At 49.0% G+C, this 25138-nt stretch carries 15 protein-coding genes; 11 read left to right on the forward strand and 4 right to left on the reverse strand.

Annotated features, from left to right (window positions below; genetic code table 11):
• Positions 1 to 6 precede the first annotated feature (6 nt).
• The 3 genes from N5E87_RS06315 to der all read left to right on the forward strand — a co-directional run bounded on the left by N5E87_RS06315 (position 7) and on the right by der (position 3372).
• On the forward strand, positions 7 to 627 hold the full coding sequence (locus N5E87_RS06315; protein ID WP_279767516.1) for a tetratricopeptide repeat protein: 621 nt from the start codon (positions 7 to 9) through the stop codon (positions 625 to 627).
• An 11-nt stretch (positions 628 to 638) separates the two neighbouring features.
• Positions 639 to 1826, forward strand: a complete 1188-nt coding sequence (gene bamB, locus N5E87_RS06320; RefSeq protein ID WP_086904454.1) for an outer membrane protein assembly factor BamB — start codon at positions 639 to 641, stop codon at positions 1824 to 1826.
• Positions 1827 to 1905: 79 nt separating this feature from the next.
• Positions 1906 to 3372, forward strand: coding sequence for a ribosome biogenesis GTPase Der (gene der, locus N5E87_RS06325; protein ID WP_011622020.1), 1467 nt, complete (start codon positions 1906 to 1908; stop codon positions 3370 to 3372).
• 144 nt (positions 3373 to 3516) lie between these two features.
• Here der and xseA read toward each other — a convergent pair whose 3' ends face one another.
• Complete coding sequence (gene xseA, locus N5E87_RS06330; protein ID WP_279775174.1) at positions 3517 to 4863, reverse strand: exodeoxyribonuclease VII large subunit; 1347 nt, start codon at positions 4861 to 4863, stop codon at positions 3517 to 3519.
• Positions 4864 to 4984: 121 nt separating this feature from the next.
• Here xseA and guaB point away from each other — a divergent pair, with 121 nt between their 5' ends.
• The 3 genes from guaB to tadA all read left to right on the forward strand — a co-directional run bounded on the left by guaB (position 4985) and on the right by tadA (position 8921).
• Positions 4985 to 6451 (forward strand): IMP dehydrogenase, encoded by a 1467-nt coding sequence (gene guaB, locus N5E87_RS06335; protein ID WP_011622022.1) that lies wholly within the window; start codon positions 4985 to 4987, stop codon positions 6449 to 6451.
• A gap of 117 nt (positions 6452 to 6568) precedes the next feature.
• Positions 6569 to 8146, forward strand: a complete 1578-nt coding sequence (guaA, locus tag N5E87_RS06340; protein ID WP_011622023.1) for a glutamine-hydrolyzing GMP synthase — start codon at positions 6569 to 6571, stop codon at positions 8144 to 8146.
• A gap of 277 nt (positions 8147 to 8423) precedes the next feature.
• On the forward strand, positions 8424 to 8921 hold the full coding sequence (gene tadA, locus N5E87_RS06345) for a tRNA adenosine(34) deaminase TadA (RefSeq protein ID WP_279770982.1): 498 nt from the start codon (positions 8424 to 8426) through the stop codon (positions 8919 to 8921).
• Positions 8922 to 9360: 439 nt separating this feature from the next.
• Here tadA and mltF read toward each other — a convergent pair whose 3' ends face one another.
• Positions 9361 to 10797, reverse strand: a complete 1437-nt coding sequence (gene mltF / locus N5E87_RS06350; protein ID WP_011622025.1) for a membrane-bound lytic murein transglycosylase MltF — start codon at positions 10795 to 10797, stop codon at positions 9361 to 9363.
• 279 nt (positions 10798 to 11076) lie between these two features.
• On the opposite strand from mltF, the gene purL reads away from it, so the two are divergent.
• The 4 genes from purL to cydX all read left to right on the forward strand — a co-directional run bounded on the left by purL (position 11077) and on the right by cydX (position 19046).
• Complete coding sequence (gene purL / locus N5E87_RS06355; protein WP_011716321.1) at positions 11077 to 14958, forward strand: phosphoribosylformylglycinamidine synthase; 3882 nt, start codon at positions 11077 to 11079, stop codon at positions 14956 to 14958.
• A 1241-nt stretch (positions 14959 to 16199) separates the two neighbouring features.
• A complete protein-coding gene (locus N5E87_RS06360) occupies positions 16200 to 17756 on the forward strand; it encodes a cytochrome ubiquinol oxidase subunit I (protein WP_011716322.1) in 1557 nt (518 codons plus the stop codon).
• Positions 17757 to 17771: 15 nt separating this feature from the next.
• The gene (gene cydB / locus N5E87_RS06365; protein ID WP_011622028.1) at positions 17772 to 18911 is read left to right on the forward strand and encodes a cytochrome d ubiquinol oxidase subunit II; all 1140 of its coding nucleotides are present in this window, start codon (positions 17772 to 17774) and stop codon (positions 18909 to 18911) included.
• 18 nt (positions 18912 to 18929) lie between these two features.
• A complete protein-coding gene (gene cydX / locus N5E87_RS06370) occupies positions 18930 to 19046 on the forward strand; it encodes a cytochrome bd-I oxidase subunit CydX (RefSeq protein ID WP_011622029.1) in 117 nt (38 codons plus the stop codon).
• Between the two features lie 517 nt (positions 19047 to 19563).
• On the opposite strand, the gene N5E87_RS06375 is transcribed toward cydX, so the two are convergent.
• Positions 19564 to 21567, reverse strand: coding sequence for a methyl-accepting chemotaxis protein (locus N5E87_RS06375; RefSeq protein ID WP_086904637.1), 2004 nt, complete (start codon positions 21565 to 21567; stop codon positions 19564 to 19566).
• A 259-nt stretch (positions 21568 to 21826) separates the two neighbouring features.
• Between N5E87_RS06375 and N5E87_RS06380 the strand changes: the two genes are divergently transcribed.
• A complete protein-coding gene (locus tag N5E87_RS06380; protein WP_011716370.1) occupies positions 21827 to 22072 on the forward strand; it encodes a YdcH family protein in 246 nt (81 codons plus the stop codon).
• Here the strand turns inward: N5E87_RS06380 and N5E87_RS06385 are convergent.
• Positions 22057 to 25137, reverse strand: a complete 3081-nt coding sequence (locus N5E87_RS06385; protein ID WP_279775175.1) for an efflux RND transporter permease subunit — start codon at positions 25135 to 25137, stop codon at positions 22057 to 22059. The two genes, N5E87_RS06380 and N5E87_RS06385, sit on opposite strands and share 16 nt — an antisense overlap.
• Between the last annotated feature and the right edge of the window lies 1 nt (position 25138).

Raw genomic sequence — 25138 nt, forward strand, 5'->3', positions numbered from 1 at the left:
GTGCGCGTGGAAATTTATAGCACAGAAGAACAACAAGTTGATGCTATCAAGCAGTTCTGGAAAGACTATGGAACCTCGATTGTTATCGGGGCGGTCGTTGGTTTAGGCGGCCTGTACGGTTGGAACTATTACTCCGACATGAAAATCGTGAAGGCCGAAGAAGCATCACAGGCTTTCCAAACCTTAACCACCAAATCAAGTGACGAAGCGGCCATGCTGGCTGGCGTTGCTGAGTTTTCCAAAAATCACGACCAAAAGGGCTATCAAGCCCTGCTGGATCTGATCGTTGCGAAAACCGCGGTTGAAGCCAAAGATTTTGCTAAGGCCGAAGAAGCACTGAAGAAAGTGATTGCCGCTAAGCCTGGTGCTGGATTAGATACAGTGGCAACACTGCGTTTAGCACGTATTCAAGCAGAGCAAGGCCAAATCGGCACTGCGTTGGCGACCTTAGAACAAGTGACTGATAAAGCATTCTTAGCGCAACGTGAAGAACTCAAAGGCGATTTCTTTGTACGCCAAGGTGAAGCGGATAAAGCGAAAACCGCTTACCAAGCGGCAATGGACAATGGCGGTGTTGTGACCAGCCCTGCACTTAAAATCAAACTTGATAACCTAAATCAAGCATAAGGGATCCCTTGATGAAGTCTTGGTGCAAGAACCTGCTAGCCGCTGGGTTAAGCCTAGCCATGTTATCCGCCTGTTCTTCTAGCGATGTGGAAGAAGAACCGGTAAGTGAGTTAACTGCGATTCAGGCGACAGTGTTTCCTGAAGTAAGTTGGAGCGCCTCTGTAGGTGATGGTGTCGGTGATTATTACTCTCGCCTCACTCCTGCAGTTCGTTACGGTAAAATTTTTGCAGCCGACCGTTACGGCGAAGTCGTGGCCTTTGATGAAGCCACGGGTGAGCGCGTTTGGAAAAAAGATTTTAGTGAAGAGTTTCGTGATAATGCCTTAGCCAAAAATAAGGGCGCACGCTTAGCTGCAGGTGTTACTGCCGCGCGCAATAAAATCTTTGTCGGTGGTGAGAGTGGTCTATTGGCCGCACTGAATGCCGAAGATGGTCAAGTGCTGTGGCATGTCGTGGCTGGGGGCGAGTTACTCTCTAAGCCAACCGTTGCTGACGATGTGGTGGTGGTGAGTACTAGCTCTGGCGCGCTCGAAGCCTTTAACGTCGATACTGGCGCTAAGCTGTGGGCCTATGAGATGCAGTTGCCTAATCTAACCTTACGTGGCACAGGTTCTGCGGCCTATGAGGCGGGTGGTTTCTTTATCGGTACTGCCGATGGTAAAGTCGCAGTTGTGGTGAAAAACAACGGTCAAGCCGCATGGGAACAAGCGATTTATAATCCAACTGGCGGCAATGAGTTTACTCGTATGGCCGATGTGGATATGACGCCGCTGATCTTAGGTGACAACCTGTATGCGGTGAGCTACAACGGTAACTTGGTGTCGATGGAACTGCGTACTGGACGTGTGATTTGGACGCGTAAGTACTCCAGCTTCAATGAGCTAGCGTCTGCCGGTTTAAGCTTATTCCTAGTGGATGATCACAGCCGTATCTACTCTGTGGACAGACGTAACGGCTTAGAATTGTGGAGCAACTCTGAGCTGGCGAACCGTACACTCACGTCACCAGCCGTGTATCGCGACTATCTGGTCGTGGGCGATTTTGAAGGTTATCTGCACTTTATCGACCGCAGCACAGGCAGTATTGTCGGACGTATCCAAGTGGATAGCTCTGGATTATTCAGCCAACCATTAGTGGTGGATGATAAAATCTACGTGCAAGGTCGCAGCGGAAAGTTAGCTGTTGTAACACTTCCTTAGTTAAAAGTGTTATCCTTGTAGAGCCCCTGGAAGTGTGTTCCGGGGGCTTTTTATTGAAAAGTTTTTTAGAGGCAAAATCATGATCCCTGTAGTGGCCCTTGTTGGTCGGCCGAACGTCGGTAAATCCACTTTATTTAACCGCCTTACGCGTACGCGTGATGCGCTGGTTGCTGACTTTCCCGGCCTAACACGTGACCGTAAATATGGTCGAGCATTCCTATCCGGCTATGAGTTTATCGTGGTGGATACCGGCGGTATCGACGGCACCGAAGAGGGGATCGAAACTAAGATGGCCGAGCAGTCCCTTGCCGCTATCGAAGAAGCCGATGTTGTCTTATTTATGACAGATGCGCGCGCGGGCTTAACCGCCGCGGATTTGTCTATCGCTCAACACTTACGTAGCCGTCAAAAAACCACTTTCGTGGTGGCTAACAAGATTGACGGTATCGATGCCGATTCTGCCTGCGCCGAGTTTTGGTCGTTAGGTTTAGGTGAAGTCTATCAAATGGCTGCCGCCCAAGGTCGCGGCGTGACCAACATGATTGAGTACGCCTTAACCCCTTATGCCGAAGCGATGGGCATTGAACGCCAAGGCGAAGAGGAAGAGGTCGACGAGCGTCAGTACACCGAAGAAGAAGCCGAAGCCGAGCAGAAGCGTCTGCAGGATTTACCGATTAAGCTTGCGATTATCGGTAAGCCTAACGTAGGTAAATCGACACTGACTAACCGTATCTTAGGTGAAGAGCGTGTGGTGGTTTACGACGAGCCGGGCACCACCCGCGACAGTATTTACATTCCGATGGAACGCGATGGCCGCGAATATGTGATTATCGATACAGCTGGTGTGCGTCGCCGCAGTAAAGTCCATGAAGTGATTGAAAAATTCTCGGTGATCAAAACCCTAAAAGCGGTTGAAGATGCCAACGTTGTGCTGCTGATCATCGATGCCCGTGAAGGGATTGCCGAGCAGGATTTAGGTCTATTAGGTTTTGCCCTGAACGCGGGCCGCGCGTTAGTGATTGCTGTTAACAAGTGGGATGGCATCGACCAAGGCATTAAAGACCGTGTTAAGAGTGAACTCGACCGCCGTTTAGGCTTTATCGACTTTGCTCGTATTCACTTTATTTCGGCGTTACATGGTACGGGCGTTGGCCATCTGTTTGAGTCGATTGAAGAAGCTTACGACAGTGCGACTCGCCGCGTGAGCACCTCTATGCTGACCCGAATCATGCAAATGTCGCAGGATGACCATCAGCCGCCATTGGTGAACGGCCGTCGTGTGAAACTGAAATACGCCCACGCCGGTGGTTATAACCCGCCAATCGTGGTTATTCACGGTAACCAAGTCAGCAAGCTACCGGATTCTTACAAGCGCTACATGATGAACTACTTCCGTCGTTCATTAAAAGTGGTCGGTACGCCAATTCAGCTGCGTTTCCAAGAGGGTGATAACCCGTTTGAAAACAAGGTTGAAAAGCTGACTATGAGCCAAGAGCGTCGCCGTAAGCGCGCCCTGAGCCATATTAAAGATCGCAAGACAAAGTAAATCTGCGCTATTAGCTTAAGCTGAACATAAAAAAAGGAACCCTAGGGTTCCTTTTTTGTTGGCGCATTTTAGGAGGAAATCTTAAGTCTTGTTTCGATCAAATGCTTTATGGGCTTGGACCTTGAGCCTTAAGGCTGTTTAGTCTTAGCTTTTATCCGTTATGTGTGTCACAGTCGACTGCACTTGTCCATGGCGTAGGCGAGTGTTTATCTTATCGCCCACACTCAGCTGGGCGGCATTGTCTATTACTTGATCATTTGCATCTGTGGTGATGCTGTAACCCCGGCTCAAGGTAGCTAATGGACTGACCGTTTCCAATTGATGGGCGGCATATTTGATCCGCTGCTCGCTTTGGTTGAGGGTATCCTGCATTGTATCCTGCAAACGCGTCGCTAAGTAGCTCAATCGATTGGTCTCAAGTGCGAGTTTGTGCTTTGGGGACTGCTGCTCGAGGCGGCTTGCCAGTTGCTGCTGACGGCGACTTAAGCCGTGCAATTTGTTAGACAATGCGGCTTCGAGTCTTAATTGCATTTCATCGAAACGTTGCTCAAATTGTTGCAGGGTGCGCTTAGGATCTAAGCGTTGCAGTCTGTGTTCGAGCAAACTTAAGCGTCTTTCCTGCTTGAGTTGATAGTGGCTCGCGCTCTGTTTGAGGCGCGACAGTACAGTGGCTAAGCGTTGGCTCTTATTGTCGCTATCCTGAGACAGTAGCTCTGCGCCAGCAGAAGGCGTCGGGGCGCGAACGTCGGCCACATAGTCACTGATAGTGGTGTCGACTTCATGGCCTACGGCGCTAACAACGGGTAGGGCACTGTTGTAAATGGTATGGGCGAGCGCTTCACTATTAAAACACCATAAATCTTCGAGTGAGCCGCCGCCGCGGGTGAGCAGTAATACATCGACCTCGAGCCGTTGGTTGGCGATATTGATGGCTTGGCAGATATTGAGATCCGCGTTCTCACCCTGTACCTGAGTGGGATAAATAATCACTTCGATGGAAGGGTCGCGGCGGGCAAGCACATGCAACACATCACGGATAGCCGCGCCCGTGGGGGAGGTGATGACCCCAATACGTTGAATATTTTTCGGTAACTGACGTTTAGTATCGGCAGCAAATAATCCCTGCGCCGCGAGCTTCATTTTGAGCGCTTCAAATTGCTGTGCCAGTAAGCCATCCCCTGCGGGGAGCATAGACTCAATCAATAATTGATAGTCGCCCCTAGGCTCGTACACGCTGATGGCGCCTTTCACGAGTACCTGTTGGCCATTCACAGGTTTAAAGCTCACGCTTTGGTTGCGCCCCTTGAACATGGCGCAGCGAATTTGGGAATAATGATCCTTAAGGGTTAAATACCAATGTCCCGAACTGGGGGCCGAAAAGTTGGATATTTCACCATTTAACCAGACTTTTCCCAGTTGTCCCTCGAGAATTTGCCTGACTTCACCATTGAGGCGTGAGACGGTATAAATATTATTTTTAGGGACTTGCATGTGTTTTCTCGTGCAAATGGGATTTTTTCACTATTTTCCATTTACCGCTCCCCAGATGCAAGGTATAATCCCGCCGCAATATTTCACCTCTAAATCCTACTCAACTGGGGAGATGTTGCCTATGCTACGTTTAATTAAAGAAGCGCTAACCTTTGACGATGTGTTACTTGTTCCTGCGCATTCGACTGTACTCCCAAACACCGCTATCCTTAAAACTCGCCTGACTAACACCATTGAACTGAATATTCCGCTTGTGTCTGCCGCTATGGACACTGTGACCGAAGCGCGTCTTGCTATCGCCATGGCACAGGAAGGTGGCTTAGGTTTTATTCATAAAAACATGAGCATAGAAAAGCAGGCCGAAGAAGTTCGTAAAGTAAAAATTTACGAAGCGGGTGTGGTGCAACAACCTGTGACGGTAACGCCTTCAACTACGCTGGCGGATCTTAAAGTGCTGACCGCGAAGAATGGTTTTGCGGGTTACCCTGTGGTAAACGAAGCCAATGAATTGGTGGGTATCATCACTGGCCGTGACGTACGTTTCGTGACTGACTGGAGCAAAACCGTAGAAGAAGTGATGACGCCAAAAGCGCGTTTAGTCACGGTTGCCGAAGGCACTAAGTTAGATGAAGTGCAAAAATTAATGCACTCAAACCGTATCGAAAAAGTGTTAGTTGTCGACGATAACTTCAAGCTGAAAGGCTTAATCACTGTAAAAGACTTCGAAAAAGCTGAGCGTAAGCCTAATGCCTGTAAAGACGAATTAGGACGTTTGCGTGTGGGCGCCGCCGTAGGTGCTGGTGCTGGTAACGAAGAGCGTGTCGATGCGCTGGTGAAAGCCGGTGTTGACGTGCTGCTGATCGATTCTTCCCACGGCCACTCTGAAGGCGTGTTGCAACGTATCCGTGAAACCCGCGCTAAATACCCAGATTTACAAATCATCGGTGGTAACGTGGCAACAGCTGAAGGTGCATTAGCCCTAGTTGAAGCCGGCGTTAACGCGGTTAAAGTGGGTATTGGCCCTGGTTCTATCTGTACCACACGTATCGTGACGGGTGTGGGCGTGCCACAAATTACCGCAGTGTCTGACGCTGCCGAAGCCGTAAAAGGCTTAGGGATCCCAGTTATCGCCGACGGCGGTGTACGTTTCTCCGGTGACTTAGCCAAAGCCTTAGCCGCTGGTGCATCATGCATCATGGCGGGTTCAATGTTCGCGGGTACCGACGAAGCGCCGGGCGAAACCGAACTCTACCAAGGCCGTGCCTATAAGTCATACCGCGGTATGGGTTCTTTAGGCGCCATGTCTCAAGGTTCTTCTGACCGTTATTTCCAATCTGATAATGCTGCCGACAAGCTGGTGCCAGAAGGCATAGAAGGCCGTGTACCTTACAAAGGCAAGCTTAAGGAAATCATCCATCAGCATATGGGCGGTCTGCGTTCATGCATGGGCTTAACAGGCTGTGCCACGATCCAAGAACTGAACGAAAAAGCGCAGTTTGTGAAAGTGACGTCTGCGGGCATGGGCGAGTCCCACGTTCACGATGTGACCATCACTAAAGAAGCGCCAAACTACCGTTCAGGTGCGTAAACGTTTGTGATAATGGGGCGGCGATAAGCCGCCCCGTTATTAAGATTTGTATGCCCTCAAGATTGAACCTCGTAGTCTTGAGCTAAGTTAAAACAATAGATGAGATAAAGGTTATCCATGAGCGATATTCATGAGCATAAGATACTGATCCTCGACTTTGGATCTCAGTACACCCAGCTAATTGCCCGTCGTATCCGTGAAATTGGTGTTTACTGTGAGTTATGGGCGTGGGATGTGACCGAAGCCCAAATCCGTGAGTTTGCCCCTAACGGGATTATCCTCGCTGGCGGCCCAGAAAGTGTGACTGCCGACAACTCTCCCCGCGCACCTGAATATGTGTTCAATGCTGGCGTCCCCGTTCTAGGGATCTGCTACGGCATGCAAACCATGTCTGAGCAACTGGGCGGTAAAGTGATTCAAGGCGTGGGTGAAGGCGAGTTCGGCTACGCTCAAATCGAAATGTTAGCGCAATCGGCTCTGTTTAAAGATATCGAAGACGCAGTCAGTGCCGATGGCAAATCGCTGCTCGATGTGTGGATGAGCCATGGCGATAAAGTTTCGGCTATCCCAGAAGGTTTTGTGGCCGTTGCTAAAACGGACACTTGCCCATTTGCGGCCATGTCTTGTGAGGAAAAACGTTTCTACGGCGTGCAGTTCCACCCTGAAGTAACCCATACCCGCCAGGGCATGCGTATGCTGTCGCACTTTGCCTTAGATATCTGCGGCTGTGCGGCCAACTGGAAACCTTCTTCAATCATCGAAGACGCTATCGAACGCTTGAAAAAGCAAGTTGGCGACGACGAAGTGATTTTAGGCCTGTCTGGTGGTGTGGATTCATCGGTAGTGGCCATGCTGCTGCACCGCGCAATTGGCAAAAAACTGACCTGCGTATTTGTTGATAACGGCTTACTGCGTTTAAACGAAGCGAAGCAAGTCATGGAAATGTTTGGTGATCATTTCGGTCTGAACATTGTTCACGTCGATGCGGAAAACCGCTTCCTTGACGCGCTGAAAGGCGAAGCCGATCCAGAAGCGAAACGTAAAATCATCGGCCGTGTATTCGTTGAGATCTTCGACGAAGAAGCCAAGAAATGCGTTAACGCTAAATGGTTAGCCCAAGGCACCATCTACCCAGACGTGATTGAATCTGCTGGCAGCGCCACAGGTAAAGCCCATGTAATTAAGTCGCACCATAACGTTGGCGGTCTGCCAGACGATATGGAGTTAGGTCTGGTTGAGCCTCTGCGCGAACTCTTTAAAGACGAAGTGCGTAAGATTGGCCTTGAGCTAGGTCTGCCATACAACATGCTTTACCGCCACCCGTTCCCAGGCCCTGGTTTAGGCGTGCGTGTACTGGGCGAAGTGAAGAAAGAATACTGTGATTTGCTGCGCCGCGCCGATGCGATTTTCATCGAAGAGCTGCACAAAGCTGATCTTTATAACAAAGTCAGCCAAGCATTTACCGTGTTCTTACCCGTTCGCTCTGTCGGTGTAATGGGCGATGGCCGTAAATACGATTGGGTGGTGTCACTGCGCGCCGTTGAAACCATCGACTTTATGACCGCTCACTGGGCGCACTTGCCATACGATTTCTTAGGCCGAGTGTCTAACCGTATCATCAACGAGATCGACGGTATCTCTCGCGTGGTTTACGATATTTCAGGTAAGCCACCTGCAACTATCGAGTGGGAATAATCCCCTGTCTTGATGACATGATGCATTAATGAAAAGGCGCCAAGTGCGCCTTTTTTATTGGTTATGGGTATAATTGCCCACATTGTTGATAAAAGAGAATCCTTAAGTGGAGCAGACAAAACTGAACCCAAAAACCTTGCATGCGAAGACGCTCAGCTCCGATGAACTTGGCGCTGATGAACTTGGTTGTGATGAAGTGAGTGGTAATGTGCTTGTTGGCGAGCAACCTTGTCTCAATCAAGCGAGTCTCAATCAAGCAGATGTTGAACAAGCTCGAATCGATGAGCATTGGATGCGTGTCGCGATGACTATGGCTGAAAAGGCCGAGGCGGCGGGTGAAGTGCCTGTGGGTGCGGTTTTAGTCAAAGAGGGTCAGCAAATCGCGGCCGGATACAACTTATCTATCAGTGAGCACGATCCTTGCGCCCATGCTGAAATTCAGTGTTTGCGAGCAGCGGGGCAGACGATTGAAAACTATCGACTTCTCGATACCACTCTTTACGTTACCCTCGAGCCTTGTGCTATGTGCGCCGGTGCCATGGTGCATAGCCGGATTGCCCGCGTAGTATTTGGGGCAAAGGATGAGAAGACCGGCGCCGCAGGAACCGTGCTTAATCTCTTGCAGCATCCAGCCTTTAATCATCAAGTTGAGGTGGCGTCAGGGGTGTTAGCGCAGGACTGTGCTGACCAATTGAGCCGCTTTTTTAAACGTCGCAGGGAGGAAAAGAAGGCTTTAAAACAGGCTCAAAAGGCGCAGCAGGGGACGCTATCCTAAGGAGTTTGGAGACTCGCTTAAGCGTTAGTCTTGGGCTTGGAGAAACGTAAAAAACAGTTTGTGGCGATTCAGCACCCGGCGATGGCGAATTTTCAGCGTGGTACGACGGCGTGATGCGCTGTTATTGATGGTTTTTCTTCTCATATAGACCCCGTTTTCAATCTTGTTATTGTCTAGGTTAAGGCTATTTTGCTTTGGTTAACGGCTATGGGTTAACGTGCAATGATGATTATATTGACCTGTAACTATGACAGTATCAGCAGAGATCTCAGGCGGCAATCCCTCTCGATGCATCTGCTCTATAAAGCAGCGTTTTTAGCCGAAAGCTAGCTCACTTTAGCCTGTGTTGGCTTAATCAAAGATTAAAATCGTGGTTTGATGGCCGCAAAAAAGCAAGGCTGCGGCGCAAGTCAAGTGATTGAGGGGGAAGCGGTTAGGGCTATTTCGGCTTATCTGGGCTGAGGGTGCCGGGCACTGGCGCTGGGCCATCTTCCGAGGCGAGGTCGCTCGGTTCTTCCTCATCGCTATTTTGTTGTTTAGATTGATTATCGACCCAGACTAAGGTGTCGTAATAGCGGCGAATGCTGTCGACGTAATGCACGGCTTCGCTACCACGGGCATAGCCATAGCGGGTCTTCTGGTAATATTTACGCTTTTGCAGCAGTGGCAATACCTTTTTAAGATCCCGCCAGGCGTTGGGATTAAGCTCCATGGATTCGGCGAGCTTACGGGCATCTTCCACATGGGCATAACCGATATTGTAAGAGGCCAGCGCAAACCACATGCGTTGACTCTCGGGGATAGACTCTGGCAGACGGTTGATCATATCCCGTAAATAAGCGGCGCCGCCGCGAATACTCTCTTCCGCATCGAGGCGGTTCGTAATACCAATTTCTTTGGCGGTCGGCTGCGTGAGCATCATCATGCCGCGCACCCCAGTCGGCGAGCGGGCATTAGGATTCCAATGGGATTCTTGATAACTGGTCGCCGCCAATTTACGCCAATCTAAGTCTCCGGCGTGGGTCTCGAAAAGCTGACGATAACGGGGCAGCACGGTTTCGATGGCGCGCAGGAAGGCGCGGGTATCGATATAGTCGAAACGCTTGACGTGACCAAAGTACTTTTCGTTTAAATGATCGAGTGTGCCAGCGAGTTTTTCTTGGTGCCAAAACGCCAATAACTGACTCATCAAGCCGTCACTGTGTGTGGGGGGCAGTAACCAAACCACATCAAGCTTTTCTTCTAGCACGAGCCCTGAGCGCAGATCCGGTAAGTAACGGCGGTTAATCTGCACGCTGCTCGAGTCGGCGATGGTGTAGTCGATTTCCTTGTTGGCGATCATCGCTAGCAGCTCTTCGCTGTCTTTATCTGTGACTTGATCCCACACCAGCGTCGGATGGCGTTTCTGTAATTGCGTCAAGGTTTCCACAAAAGAAGAGTCGGCAATTACAGTAATTTTGCCTTTTAAATCTGTGATGTCTTTGGGTGTTGGCATGCCTTCACGGTAAACCAGTACTTGATTGACACGATACAGCGGCGGGCCTAAACGGAATTGTTCGCGCCGCGCAGGGGTTTCTGTCATCCCCGCGGCAATGATATCAATCTCGTTTTTTTTCAATGCTTCATAGAGTTCGGCGCGGTTGGTGTAGGGCACCATTTTTAAGGGCACATCGAGATACTCGGCAAACAGCACCGCCATATCGTAATCGAAGCCGCTGTTACCTTGGCCCGAGGTCATATAAATTTGCGGGCCATAAAGGGTGCCGACCCTTAATTCGGTGAGTTTATGGGGGACATATTCTGTTTCTTCCACGGTCACTTGCTGACACGCCGTCAGTAAGAAACCTAAGATAATCGCGAACAGAAATCGAGTCATTAAACACACTTTATTAAATAAAATCAAAATGATGAACAGTAGAAGGTCAGTGAGGTAACAAGGATAAACTGGCTGACATTGCTGTGATTATATCCGTTTGTCGCCAATTACGTAAAAAAATCGTACCGCATGGAATACGAAGGAGGGGAAAAGGGCCGCTTTTTATCTTAATAGGAAACACTGTTTTACGTAAGGTCACAGGTGATTTGTGACAGACATTTCCTTATAATAGCGCCATCTCTGACCCCTGCAATTATAAATATAAGGTGAATTGACGTGATGGAGATCATCCGCGGAGCCCCAGCACTCTCGACGTTTAGAGTGCAAAAGCTAATGGAGGCCTGCGTAAACGCTGCGCTTCCGGTACGCCAAATCTATGCTGAGTATGTTCATTTAGCGGATTTGAGCGAGTTGCTTGAGACCAATGAGCGTGAGCAACTTGAAAAAATTCTCACCTATGGACCTGCTATCGAAGCCCATACCCCCCAAGGTTCACTCCTGTTTGTTACTCCCCGCCCCGGCACAATTTCCCCATGGTCTTCTAAAGCCACTGATATCGCCCACAATTGTGGTTTAGGTAAAGTGAAGCGCTTAGAGCGTGGTGTTGCCTATTATGTGGAGTCAGACACTTTGACTGTCGAGCAGCAACAAACCCTCAAAGGGTTATTGCACGACCGTATGGTTGAAGTGGTTCTGGACGATTTTGCAAAAGCCGATGTGCTGTTTAAGCGCACTGAACCTGCGCCTTTCAAGAGTGTGAACGTATTGGCTGAAGGTCGCCGTGCCCTTGAAGTGGCCAACGTCGAAATGGGTCTGGCGCTCGCCGAAGATGAAATCGATTATCTTGTCGAAAACTTTGTGCGTTTGAACCGCAATCCAAACGATATTGAACTGATGATGTTTGCTCAGGCCAACTCTGAGCACTGCCGTCACAAGATTTTTAACGCAGATTGGACAATTGATGGCGAGGCACAGCCTAAGTCTCTGTTCAAGATGATTAAAAACACCTTTGAAACCACACCAGACCACGTGTTATCTGCCTATAAAGATAACGCCGCTGTGATGGAAGGTTCGGTTGCGGGACGTTTCTTCCCCGATCCAAACGGTGTTTACAGCTATCACACTGAACCAATGCACGTACTGATGAAAGTGGAAACCCACAACCATCCTACAGCAATCAGCCCATATCCAGGTGCGGCGACGGGGTCAGGTGGTGAGATCCGCGACGAAGGTGCAACCGGTCGTGGCTCTAAACCTAAAGCGGGTTTAACTGGCTTTAGCGTATCGAATTTAAAAATCCCTGGTTTTGTACAACCATGGGAAGGCAACTACGGTAAGCCTGAACGTATCGTCAGCGCGCTGGATATCATGACCGAAGGCCCGCTTGGCGGCGCGGCGTTTAACAACGAGTTTGGTCGTCCAGCACTGTTAGGTTACTTCCGTACCTATGAGCAAGAAGTCTCGAGCCACAACGGCGTAGAAGTCCGTGGTTATCACAAGCCCATCATGTTAGCCGGTGGTTTAGGTAACATCCGCGAAGAGCACGTACAAAAAGGCGAAATCACCGTCGGTGCTAAGCTTATCGTACTCGGCGGCCCTGCGATGAACATCGGTCTGGGCGGCGGCGCGGCCTCTTCTATGGCGTCGGGTCAATCGAGCGAAGATTTAGACTTTGCGTCGGTTCAGCGTGAAAACCCAGAAATGGAACGCCGCTGTCAAGAAGTGATCGACCGCTGCTGGCAATTAGGCGATAAAAACCCGATCCAATTTATCCACGACGTGGGCGCGGGTGGTTTATCTAACGCTTTCCCTGAGTTAGTTAACGATGGCGGCCGTGGTGGTATCTTCAATCTGCGCAACGTGCCATCGGACGAGCCGGGCATGAGCCCGCTGGAGATCTGGTGTAACGAATCGCAGGAACGTTATGTGCTTTCGGTTGCTGCCGAAGACCTGCCGTTATTTACTGCGATTTGTGAGCGTGAGCGCGCACCGTTTGCGGTAGTGGGCGAGGCAACGCAAGAGCAGCATTTAACCCTAGCTGACAGCCATTTCGATAACAATCCTATCGATTTACCACTCGAGGTGTTATTAGGTAAAGCACCTAAGATGAGCCGTAATGTGGTATCCGCTAAGGCAGTTTCACCTGCACTTGAGCAAAGCAACATCGATGTGAAAGAAGCGGTCAAACGCATTCTTAGCCTGCCAACTGTGGCGGACAAAACCTTCCTTATCACCATTGGTGACCGCACGGTAACGGGTCTAGTAAACCGTGACCAAATGGTTGGCCCATGGCAAGTCCCTGTGGCTGATTGCGCGGTAACGGCGGCAAGCTTTGATACCTATGCTGGTGAAGCCATGTCTATGGGTGAACGTACGCCGCTGGCACTGCTCGATTTTGGCGCCTCTGCCCGTATGGCGGTTGCCGAATCGATTATGAACATCGCGGGTGCGGATATTGGTTCGTTCAAACGTATCAAACTGTCGGCTAACTGGATGTCTGCCGCGGGCCACCCTGGCGAAGATGCGGGTCTTTATGAAGCGGTTAAGGCCGTGGGTGAAGAGCTGTGTCCAGAACTGAGCCTGACCATTCCTGTCGGTAAAGACTCCATGTCGATGAAAACCGCATGGCAGCAAGACGGCGCGAACAAAACCGTGACGGCACCTATGTCGTTGGTCATTTCTGCCTTCGGTGTGGTGCAGGATATCCGTAACACGGTAACGCCTGAACTTCGCAGTGATAAAGGCGAAACCTCGCTGTTATTAGTCGACTTAGGCGCTGGCAAAAATCGTTTAGGCGGTTCTTGTTTGGCACAGGTTTACGGTGAGTTAGGCGATATCGCGCCAGACTTAGACGATGCAGCTCTGTTACGTGGTTTCTTCGAAACCATGCAAAAGCTGGTGGCGAAGAAGTCGGTTATTGCATACCACGACCGCAGTGACGGTGGTTTATTCACGACGTTAGTGGAAATGGCCTTTGCGGGTAACACGGGTCTTGCTATCGACTTAAGTGCACTGCAAGGTACTGACGTTGAACGTCTATTCAATGAAGAACTCGGTGGCGTACTGCAAGTGAGCCGCGCTGATGCCGAGCTTATCGCTGCGCAATTCGCCCAAGCAGGCGTACCTTGCCACATGATTGGTACTCTGGCGAATGACCAACGCGTAACCATTAAAGATGGTGCGCGTGAAGTGTTCAGCGAGACACGTGTTGCACTGCGTACTTTATGGTCTGAAACCACTTACCGTATGCAAGCGCTGCGTGATAACCCAGCCTGCGCATTAGAAGAGTTTAAGCTCAAACAGGATGAAACCGACTTAGGTTTAACGGTTAACTTAAGCTTCGATCCAAGTGAAGACGTTGCTGCGCCGTACATCCTCAAAGGTGCTGCACCTAAGATGGCTATTCTGCGCGAGCAGGGCGTTAACTCCCATGTGGAAATGGCGGCCGCGTTTGACCGCGCAGGTTTTGAGAGCCGTGACGTGCATATGTCTGACATTCTGTCAGGCCGCATTAGCCTCGAAGAGTTCCAAGGTCTGGTGGCCTGTGGTGGCTTCTCCTACGGTGACGTATTAGGTGCGGGTGAAGGTTGGGCTAAGTCTATCCTGTTCAACGCCCGTGCTCGCGATGAGTTCTCACGCTTCTTCGAGCGCGACTCAAGCTTTGCCCTCGGTGTGTGTAACGGTTGCCAAATGCTGTCGAACCTGAAGGAAATCATTCCTGGTAGCGAGCACTGGCCACGTTTCGTGCGTAACCGCTCTGAGCGTTTCGAAGCGCGTTTCAGCTTAGTTGAAGTGCAGCAAAGTCCATCACTGTTCTTCCAAGGTATGGCGGGTTCACGTATGCCTATCGCCGTGTCCCACGGTGAAGGACATGCAGAGTTTGCTAGTGCGCAGGCGCTGGCCTTAGCTGAGGCTTCTGGCACTATCGCGCTGCGTTTTGTGAATGGTAAAGGTGAAATTGCCACCCAATACCCACAAAACCCGAACGGTTCGCCAAACGGTTTAACCGGTATCTGTACTACCGATGGCCGTGTGACACTGATGATGCCACATCCTGAGCGTGTATTTAGAACGGTTGCAAACTCTTGGCACCCAGATAACTGGGGTGAAGACAGCCCATGGATGCGTATGTTCCGCAATGCGCGAGTTAACTTAGGCTAAGGTTTTTATTGAGAAAACCACGACTTAAGTGAGTAAAAAAAGGAGCGAAATTTTTCGCTCCTTTTTTATATATAAAACGCATCTTTAAAAAAGATAAGGTATTTTAAGATCTTAGTCTTATATTTGTTAAACCTAATAAAATGAAGTTCAAAAATATCAATCTTAAAGACTAAATACCCCTTAATAAGTAGTTCACACAAGTGAAACAAAACTGACTTGCTTTAATTTAGTCACTGTACTTGCCCGTATTCTCAAGACATAAAAGCAAAAAGCCCCCAACTCATCGAGAAGGGGGCTCGTTTTGCGCTAACAAAACTTCAAATCAAATCAGTATTATTTCAGAGTAAGCGGTGAACGATTACAGCTCACGAGCTGTATAAAGTTCAACAAAAACACGCTTATAGCTGTTAACCAGACGTTCAAATAAGTTTGTCATATCTCTTTCTCCACACCAAAGTTATACCTATGTGCGCGGAGTTTGGCTTGCCTGGGGCGCTTCACCAGTCACATCAAACCGTCTCCTTAACACAGGAGATATATTAACCAGCTTAAGCCGTCTTCTCAAACGAGAAAAAATACATTTTATCATTAGTAAAACTAATTGATTTTGGTTTTGAAATATTCCGGCTTTAAAGATTTTTGTGAATTAAGTGCATGATTTTTATATATCTAATTATTTAAATAATAATGGTATTGGTAATGTTTTATTAGTGTAAATATTGTTTTTAATTTGTTTTTGGTGATTTTTGCTGCTTATCCATTAGATTTTTGCTCAAGTTGGTAAAAACTAACTTTTTAGTTTAGCTTGGCGTGTTCTCTACCCCATAATTATGACTCTGTCAACAGTGGGTAAAAGTGAAGTGTGTGCCCCGTTGCAAAACCCATCTAAAGCCCTGAGTTTGATTGATTTGAATCAAAGGCGGGTGGTATAAAATACTCACAAATGAAAGCGATTAAATATCTTAACTATCTGATATTTATATCGATGGGATCATTTGTAGGATTGGGTGGTGAGGTGAAAGTCTCAAAGCCGAGCGATAGTGTGACTAGGGTCTCAGTATGCGAGGGAAAAGGGGATTTTTAAGCCTTGCTGCTTCGATGTAATGAAAAAGATGAAATTTAACGGTTTATACTGAATTCAGCTATAAACACAAAATGAAAACTCACTATCCTACAAAGGCACTTGCTACGAATGGCTCAAGTAGTCGTAGCAATTGGACGCACCACGTAAGGAGTCACCGATGATTGTTGAAGAGGTTGTTGAGCTATCACGGTTGCAGTTTGCGCTGACAGCCATGTATCACTTCCTGTTTGTTCCCTTAACCTTGGGGTTGGCATTTTTGCTGGCTATCATGGAATCACTCTATGTGATGACTGATAAACAAATTTATAAAGATATGACTAAGTTCTGGGGTAAGTTGTTTGGTATCAACTTTGCCTTGGGTGTTTCAACGGGTTTAGCGATGGAATTCCAGTTTGGTACTAACTGGTCTTATTATTCGCACTATGTGGGTGACATCTTTGGTGCACCACTGGCCATTGAAGGATTAATGGCGTTCTTCTTAGAATCGACCTTCGTGGGTATGTTCTTCTTCGGTTGGGATCGTTTCTCTAAGCGTCAACACTTAGCGACAACCTGGTTGGTAGCCTTTGGTTCCAACTTCTCCGCATTATGGATTCTGGTGGCAAACGGTTGGATGCAAAACCCTGTGGGTAGCGTATTCAATTACGAAACCATGCGTATGGAAATGACCAGCTTCGCTGATGTTATCTTCAACCCTGTTGCACAGGTGAAGTTTGTTCACACTGTGGCTTCTGGCTATGTGACTGGCGCAATGTTCGTATTAGCGATCAGCTCTTACTACATTCTGAAGAAACGTGACTTACCTTTTGCACGTCGTTCATTTGCGATTGCAGCCAGCTTCGGTATGGCGTCTATCCTGTCTGTTATCGTTCTGGGTGACGAATCAGGCTATAAAGTGGGTGAAGCGCAGCGCGTTAAGTTAGCGGCAATTGAAGCTGAGTGGCATACAGAACCTGCTCCTGCAGCCTTTACTGCAGTTGGTTTCCCAAATCAAGAAACCATGCACACCGATTTCGCGGTTAAGATCCCTTACGCTATGGGTATCGTAGCAACACGTTCTTTAGATGAAGAAGTAACAGGCCTACGTGACTTAGTGGCTGAACACGAAGTACGTATCCGCAACGGTATGAAAGCTTACGAGATGCTGGTGAAACTGCGCGCTGGTGATAAGTCTCCAGAGTTACGTGACGCGTTCGAAGCGGCGAAAGTTGACTTAGGTTACGGCTTACTGCTGAAGCGTTACACCGACAATGTTGTAGATGCGACAGAAGAGCAAATCAAAGCGGCAGCGAAGGATTCTATCCCGAATGTGGCACCGATTTTCTGGAGCTTCCGTGTGATGGTTGGCTTAGGCTTTGTGATGTTGTTTGTGTTCGCTGCAGCCTTCTGGCAAAGCACACGTCATCAGATCGAAGAGAAGAAATGGGTACTTAAAGCAGCACTCTTTAGCTTGCCATTACCTTGGATTGCGATCGAGTGTGGTTGGTTTGTGGCGGAATATGGCCGTCAACCTTGGACCATCTCTGAGGTGCTGCCGACCTTTATGTCTGCTTCGAGTTTAACGACTGGGGATCTGTGGTTCAGTATTATTTCGATTTCACTGTTCTACACTGTGCTGCTGGTGATCGAGATATTCTTGATGCTTAAGTTTGCCCGTCTTGGCCCTAGCAGTTTAAAGACTGGTCGTTATCACTTCGAGAAACTAGAAGCCTAAGCAGAGGATTTCATTATGTTTGATTATGAAATATTGAGAGTTATCTGGTGGGCTCTGATCGGCGTACTGTTCATCGGATTTGCGGTCACTGACGGTTTTGACATGGGCGTGGGTGCACTTTTACCGATTATCGGTAAAGACGATACTGAGCGTCGTATTATGGTCAACACCATTGCTCCCCATTGGGACGGTAACCAAGTATGGTTAATCACCGCAGGTGGTGCCTTGTTTGCTGCATGGCCTATGGTGTATGCAGTGTCTTTCTCTGGCTTCTATGTGGCCATGATGTTAGTACTGTTTGCCTTGTACACTCGTCCTGTAGGATTTGACTATCGCTCTAAGATTGAAAATCCAAAATGGCGTAAGTCGTGGGACTGGGCGTTGTTCTGTGGTGGCTTTATTCCACCGCTGATCATCGGTGTGGCCTTCGGTAACTTACTCCAAGGTGTGCCATTCAATTTCGATGAGTTCCTGCGTGCGACTTATCACGGTGGTTTATTTGGCCTGTTGAACCCATTCGGTTTACTGGCAGGCTTAGTGAGCGTGAGCATGTTTATGATGCAAGGCGCTGCTTGGTTACAAATGAAGACCGACGGTGAGCTGCGTGTACGTGCCGCGAATGCGACTCAGCTATGTGCACTGTTAGTGGCAGTATTATTTGCCGCTGCGGGTGTGTGGTTAGCCAATGGTATTGATGGTTATGTTATCACTTCAACCCTTGACCACCATGCACTGTCTAACCCAACGCTGAAAACCGTTGCGGTTGAGTCTGGCGCTTGGTTAGCCAACTATGATAAGTATCCTATTACTATGCTGTTCCCAGTATTAGGTGTGGCATTACCACTGCTGGTTATCCTAGTGAGCCGCTTAAATCGTTCAGGTTTTGCGTTCTTATTTAGCTCGCTGACAGTGGCTATGGTGATCTTAACTTGTGGTGCAGCAATGTTCCCATTCGTTATGCCATCTTCATTAGATCCTAACGTGAGCTTAACCATGTGGGATGCGACTGCGAGTGAAATGACATTAACTGTAATGACTTGGGCGGCGATTATCTTCGTTCCAATCGTGTTAAGTTACACTGTATGGACTTACTTCAAGATGTTTGGCCGCTTAAACCGCAAACATATTGAAGATAACAAAGCCTCACTCTATTAGAATTAAGGAGCATCTACTATGTGGTATTTCACGTGGATATTAGGGGTTTTGTTAGCCTGTTCTTTTGGTGTGATCAACGCCCTGTGGCTTGAAAACACGGAGAACATGGACCGCTCAAGCGATGACGCTGAGTAATAGCTAACCTCCTATAGCTGAACCCTTTAAAACCCCGCAACTGCGGGGTTTTTTATTACCACGTTATTAAGTTTAAGGGATTCGCTAAGGTGACTTGATTTGCTGAAATATGTTGTGCCACAACAAGCAACAAGCAACAAGCAACAAGCAAGAAGTTAGCAGCGGGGTTCCATAAGAAACAGGGCTCAATTTGTTTTAGCCGCACAGTCTCGATAAACCCCACAGCTTATTAAAGCGTTAGTTCAAGCTTATCTGAAAGCTTATGCTCAATTGCCAAAGCCAAAGCCAAAGCCAAAGCCAAAGCCAAAGCCAAAGCCAAAGCCAAAGCCAAAGCCAAAGCCAGCACGTTGCTCGAGCATGAAGTAGCACTAACGCGATAGGCGTTTAGCGTGGTTTACCTTGCAGTTTTGCTGCATGGATTTAGCAATGTCGACTTAATTGAATAGATGTAACTTAAGTTGAAAAGTAAAAAAATACCGCCCAAGTGGGCGGTATCTTAGTAAAGCAATGATTTGATTTAGGCCTTAAATTGGCTGATTTGTTGTTTAAGCGCGACGGCGAGGGAGGATAGATCATTCGCCGAGTTTACTGTTTCGGCTGCTCTGTGCTCACCTTCATTCGCCAGTTCGCTTATCTGGTGCAGATTATGAGTGATCTCTTGGGCAACGCTGCTTTGCTGCTCAGTCGCCGAAGCAATATTGCGTGAGCTAATCGCCAGTTCGCCAATTCTGCGGGTGATTTCCTCCAGCTGCTTGCCGGTTTCTTCCCCTTGATTCGCCGAGGCGATACCCAGCTGGTGGCTCTGCGCCATTTGGCTGGTGGTCGTTTTCACTTGAGATTGTAGCTTATCAATGGTTTGCGAAATTTCCAGAATGGAGGATTGTGTCCGCTGGGCTAAGGTTCGCACCTCATCGGCGACCACGGCAAAGCCTCGGCCCTGTTCCCCTGCGCGGGCCGCTTCAATGGCCGCGTTGAGTGCGAGCAGGTTGGTTTGTTCGGCAATGCTGTTAATCACCTCGGTGACTTTACTGATAGCCTCACTCTCTTGGCTGACTTTTTCGACGGCCTGATGGCTACTACTGAGTTGTTGGCTTAGTTTCAACAGATCCTGCACCACTTGGGTTTGTTGCTGTTGGCCTTCTTTGGCAGCGAGATCCACTTGTTGGCTCTGGTTCGCACCATCTTGAGCGTGGTTGGCGACATCGCGGATGGAGGTGGACATTTCTTCAATCGCGGTGGCGATTTGATCCGTTTGTTGCATCAATGCCTGGGCTTCTTCACCGTTTTGCTTAGCAATCCGCTGTGCTTTGGAGGCTTGTTGTTCAATGCTTTGCACTGAGGCTTGCAGTGCACTGATTAATTGTCGCAATTCCGATGACATGGTCGACACGCTGGTGGTGATCTTGTCGACCTCGTTTTGACTATCGTAGGCCGATGGTGGAAGCGGATGACTAAAGTCCCCCGTGCCGAGGATTTCCATATGGCGCTGCAGCGCATGCAAAGGCTTGAGTGAGCGGATTAGCACAAAGGATAGCAGTACGGTAATAAGCACAATACCTGTGACCGCCACTATGGCGTTGATGGTGAGTAGCAGTAGGCTCTCTTCATTTAATTCGTTTGCATTCACTTGACCAATCAACATCCAATTCCACCCATTTACCGTTTGGGTGTAGGCAAACATAGGTTGGTTTTTACTGTTAGTGTAGCGAAACTCCGATTGATCCTGTGTGGCTTGGCTAAGGGTTAATCCATCGAGCATGGACTCAGTTACTGGCTCGCCCGCATTAAATTTGGGATTGGCGACCAACACATTGTCGGCTTTGCGCATCAGCAGGAAGCTACCGGTTTCTTCTAGGGTGATTTTATTCACCGCGGCTTGTAACTGTGTGAGGGATTGAGTGATTTCAAAGCCGATATATAAGATCCCAATCACTTGCCCTTGGGCATCTTTAATTGGGCGATAGACTGTCATGTAGTCTTTACCGAAGAGTTTGGCGTAGCCTTCGTAAACTTCACCTTTGATAAGTGTTGGATAACCGGGATGGGTTTTACCGAGGAAGGTACCGAGGGCTCGGCTACCATCGGCCTTTTTTAACGAGGTCGCAATCCGGACAAAGTCATCCCCATCGCGCACAAACACAGTGGCGGTTCCGCCTGTGAGGTTGGCAAAGCGGTCAACTTTACTCTTTGACGAGTTAATTTGTTCTTTTTCATGTAGTAACGCAGGTGTGCTGACGCCGAGTACATTCACGGTTTTATCTGGGCGACTAAATTGGCCGGGGTACATTTCCTTAAAGACATCGGCATTGCGTCTTGCTAGTTGCAGCAAGCTATCGTATTGCAGTTCCAGCATGTCGGAGACGGCGTGCATCTCGGCTTTCATGGCACTGATGCCTTTATCTTCGAGCACGTTTGACGCGGATTTGTAGGAGAGGGTACTCAGTATGCAGAAAATGATCAGGGTAAGGATAAAAGCGAGGGCACCAATCTGTTTCGCAATAGGCCAATTTTTATAGTTCATTGTACGATCCTATAGGGTAAAGGTTAACGCTAATGTAACCGAACTTTTACGTCGTGGTCTTGATATGGGTCTAAGATTTTCTATTATTTATAAATAGTTCGCTCACAGATACCAGTGTAGACCAGTCTCTATTTTAGTCGATAGGAATATACATTTGAGTGGTAGGAAGAGTGGCGTAAGGCGAGCGTTGAGGGACTAAACGGAAGTATCCCTATGGTTTACTGCGATTGAGTCGATACCAGAAACAAGGAGTGACACTATGCTAGGCGAAAATCACGCATTGGTTTATGAGTTCCCAGATTTTGTCGAAAATATTCAAAAGCTTAAAACGAGCAATACCGTTTTTGCCACTATGGCGGAGCGCTACCATGAGCTAGACCATAAAATCCGCGCCCTTGAATTAACCAAAGTGCCCACCGATGATGAGCACTTTGTTGCCTTAAAATTAGAACGACTCCATCTTAAAGATAAGTTATATCAATACCTTGTTCATGATGCGATTTGAGACGATAACGCTGGTGTTGGAGCCGTGCGGCGCGTTTTCATCAGCAACAGATACATGGTTGGCACCCAGACGAGCGACAGCAACGTCGTGAGTAACGTCCCGCCGGCAATTGCGATGGCAAAGGGAGGCCAGAAGCCACCACCTGCAATAATCAGCGGAATAAACCCGCCGACCGTGGTGATAGTGGTCGAACTGATATGACGACCGCAGCTGCTGACCGTGGTGATGATCACCTCTTTATCACCCGCTCGGGCATTGTCGGTATCTTCCAGCTCGGCCAAAATCACAATCGCCGCGTTGATCGCAAGCCCCATTAGGCCGAGTAGGGCGATGATGACTGGAAAGCCAAAGGGATAACCAAACACATACACCGCAAGTAACCCAAGCCCCGCCGACTGTAATGCGCTCAGTAAAATAATCGCTGTAAGCCTAAAGGAGTTAAAGGACAAGACGACAGTGGCCAGCAGCAGGGTAACGACCAAAATCAGATTGGAGAGCAGATTGCCGACCGCCTCATTACGTTTAGCGCTTTCACCACCGATTTCAATTCGATAACCCGCAGGGAGCGAAATCGCCGCGACTTTAGCTTTCACATCGTTTAATACTTGAGCGGGCAATACGCCGCTGACGATATAGGCTTCAATCGTGTTGACGCGTTGACCATTACGCCTAGGGATCGCCCCGCGACTGACTTGCACCTCATTGTGGGACAGCGCTGACAAAGGCACGGCTGTGCCTGAGGGGGTCACAAGCTGAATTTCTGAGAGGCGACTGGCTTGCTCGCGACTGGTGTCGCCCAAACGCACTCGAATCGGCAAAGACTCGGTCTGTTCGAGCACACTACCGCCGATAACGCCCGTAGTCGCCATTTGAACTTGTCTGGCGATATCCGTCAGGGTTAATCCACTGATCAAACTCGCATTTTCATTCACTTGTAGCCACACCTTAGGAGCGCCAGCGCTTAGAGTTGCGCGGGTATGAAGTACATCGGGCGTGGCGGCTAGGATATTGCGCACTTCATCGCCGAGTGAGCGTAAGGTTTCAAGGTTAGGGCCAAATATCATTAACTCGACTGGCGCATTAAAGGGCGGGCCTTGCTCAAGTTTACGCACTAACACCTGTGCTTCGGGAAAGGCCTTATCTAAGGTTTGCTGCAGCTCAGGTATGAGGGCGTTAGCGCGCTCAAAGTCACTGGCTTTCACCATGGCCTGAGCATAATTGGTGGCTCCCTGTTGGCGCTGAGTTAGGTTGTAATAAAACGAAGGCGTATTGCCACCCACAACCCAATCGACTTGGGTGATGCCCTCGATTTGATGCAATTGCTTATCCATCAACTGCACTTGGTTTAAGGTGTTTTCGAGGCTGACATGGGGCGCGAGATACAGCTCAATTTGGAACATATCCCGATCCGACGGCGGAAAAAACTGCTCAGTCATTTTGCCGGAAGCATAAAACCCTAGCAGGGGAATTATCCCAATAAACGTAGCACTCAGTAGCGGGCGATTAAGCGCAAATCTTAGGCTTGCCTGAAAGTAACCACTTACTAAAGGCACATTGATGCCATGTTGGTACCAGACAGGATGTTTACCTTCGAGGCTAAAGCGTCCCGCAAGGCCTGCGATCAAAGTATGGGAAATCACATAGGAACCCAGCAGGGCAAACATCACCGACATTGCTATGCCACCAACAAATTCCCCCGCAGCGCCCGGCATCAGCACGATAGGGGCGAAGGCTAAAATGGTAGTAATGGTTGATCCGGCCAAGGGTAGCCAGAGGTGATGTAAGGTCTCACTTACCGCGCTTAAGCGACTCATCCCCTGTTGGCGACGCTGGGCGATGGCATCGACGGTCACAATGGCATTGTCCACCATGATCCCAAGGGCGACGACTAGGCCTGTGACCGACATTTGATGAATGGGTAGGCCGATATATTTCATACAGGCCAAGGTGAAGAGGGTGGTCAGGGGGAGTGACAGCGCAACGATAATCGCGTTTCTTAAGCCTAAGGTCAGCAGTAAGACCGCCAGAATAATCACAAACCCTTGTAATAGGTTGACGATCAATCCGCCGAGACGTTCGCTGGTGTAGCTGTTTTGCTCAAACAGCCATTGCACTTTGATATTGGCCGGCAGCTCCTGATTGAACTCATCGACCAGCTGTTTGACTTGCCCTTGCCAGATATCGACGCGGGTATTGTTGAGCATGCGCGCTGCAACAAACACGCCTTGTTCGCCATCGACTAGGGCGATGCTGTCAGCGGGGGTTTTAGGTTGACGGCTGATGTGGGCTATATCCCCTAAACGAATAATTTGTCCCTGCGCATCCACTTTGAGTGGCACTTGGCGAATACGGCTCTGGGAATCGAGCTCACCCGAGACTTCGACGAGGGCGCGAAAGTGATTGTTATTGATCTCGCCCGCGGCAATTTTACTGTCGGCGCTGCTTAAGATTTTCGCTATGGTTCCCGGCGTTAATTGCAACTGGCTCATCTTATAGCCATCGAGCTGGACCAGGATTTCCTCCTCGGGCGCGCCGTAGAGTTTAACGAAGTCGGTACCGGATAAGAGTCTGAGCCTGCTCTGTAATTCCTTGGCGTAACGGTTGAGCATATCCACCCGCGGTTGACTGCTATCGTTCCACACTAGGCTTAAAATAGCGGTGTAGGCGTAGCCGACTTGATCGTCTAAGGTCGGTGTCTGTATGCCATCGGGGAGGGTGTTTCTGGCATCGGCTAATAGATCCCGCGCCCTAGACCAGACAGGATCTGTGTCAGTGACGGTATCTTTAAGCTCCAACTGGATCACCGAAATACCGGGTCTTGAGGTGGATTGAATAAGCTTAATTTCCTCAAGGCGACGTAATTGATTTTCTAATACTTCGGTGACAAGCGCCTCGACCCGCTCGGCTGAGGCGCCGGGATAAGGGGTGATGACAGACGCAAATCGGTTGGTGATGTGTGGATCTTCGGTGCGTGGCAAACTGGACATTGCGCCAAATCCCGCGACCAGCAGTAGGGCGATCACTAGGCTGACTAAGCGACCATTTTCGACGAAGGCTTTAATCATG

It is taken from the genome of Shewanella sp. GD03713 (genome assembly GCF_029843705.1).
Classification (GTDB): domain Bacteria; phylum Pseudomonadota; class Gammaproteobacteria; order Enterobacterales; family Shewanellaceae; genus Shewanella.

What these genes read in the sequence shown, in the direction of transcription:
- guaB (WP_011622022.1), top strand. Translation starts at nt 4,985, where the DNA reads ATGCTACGTTTAATTAAAGAAGCGCTAACCTTTGACGATGTGTTACTT.
- xseA (WP_279775174.1), bottom strand. Translation starts at nt 4,863, where the DNA reads ATGCAAGTCCCTAAAAATAATATTTATACCGTCTCACGCCTCAATGGT.
- der (WP_011622020.1), top strand. Translation starts at nt 1,906, where the DNA reads ATGATCCCTGTAGTGGCCCTTGTTGGTCGGCCGAACGTCGGTAAATCC.
- N5E87_RS06385 (WP_279775175.1), bottom strand. Translation starts at nt 25,137, where the DNA reads ATGATTAAAGCCTTCGTCGAAAATGGTCGCTTAGTCAGCCTAGTGATC.
- N5E87_RS06380 (WP_011716370.1), top strand. Translation starts at nt 21,827, where the DNA reads ATGCTAGGCGAAAATCACGCATTGGTTTATGAGTTCCCAGATTTTGTC.
- cydX (WP_011622029.1), top strand. Translation starts at nt 18,930, where the DNA reads ATGTGGTATTTCACGTGGATATTAGGGGTTTTGTTAGCCTGTTCTTTT.
- bamB (WP_086904454.1), top strand. Translation starts at nt 639, where the DNA reads ATGAAGTCTTGGTGCAAGAACCTGCTAGCCGCTGGGTTAAGCCTAGCC.
- guaA (WP_011622023.1), top strand. Translation starts at nt 6,569, where the DNA reads ATGAGCGATATTCATGAGCATAAGATACTGATCCTCGACTTTGGATCT.
- mltF (WP_011622025.1), bottom strand. Translation starts at nt 10,797, where the DNA reads ATGACTCGATTTCTGTTCGCGATTATCTTAGGTTTCTTACTGACGGCG.
- purL (WP_011716321.1), top strand. Translation starts at nt 11,077, where the DNA reads ATGGAGATCATCCGCGGAGCCCCAGCACTCTCGACGTTTAGAGTGCAA.
- N5E87_RS06375 (WP_086904637.1), bottom strand. Translation starts at nt 21,567, where the DNA reads ATGAACTATAAAAATTGGCCTATTGCGAAACAGATTGGTGCCCTCGCT.
- cydB (WP_011622028.1), top strand. Translation starts at nt 17,772, where the DNA reads ATGTTTGATTATGAAATATTGAGAGTTATCTGGTGGGCTCTGATCGGC.
- N5E87_RS06360 (WP_011716322.1), top strand. Translation starts at nt 16,200, where the DNA reads ATGATTGTTGAAGAGGTTGTTGAGCTATCACGGTTGCAGTTTGCGCTG.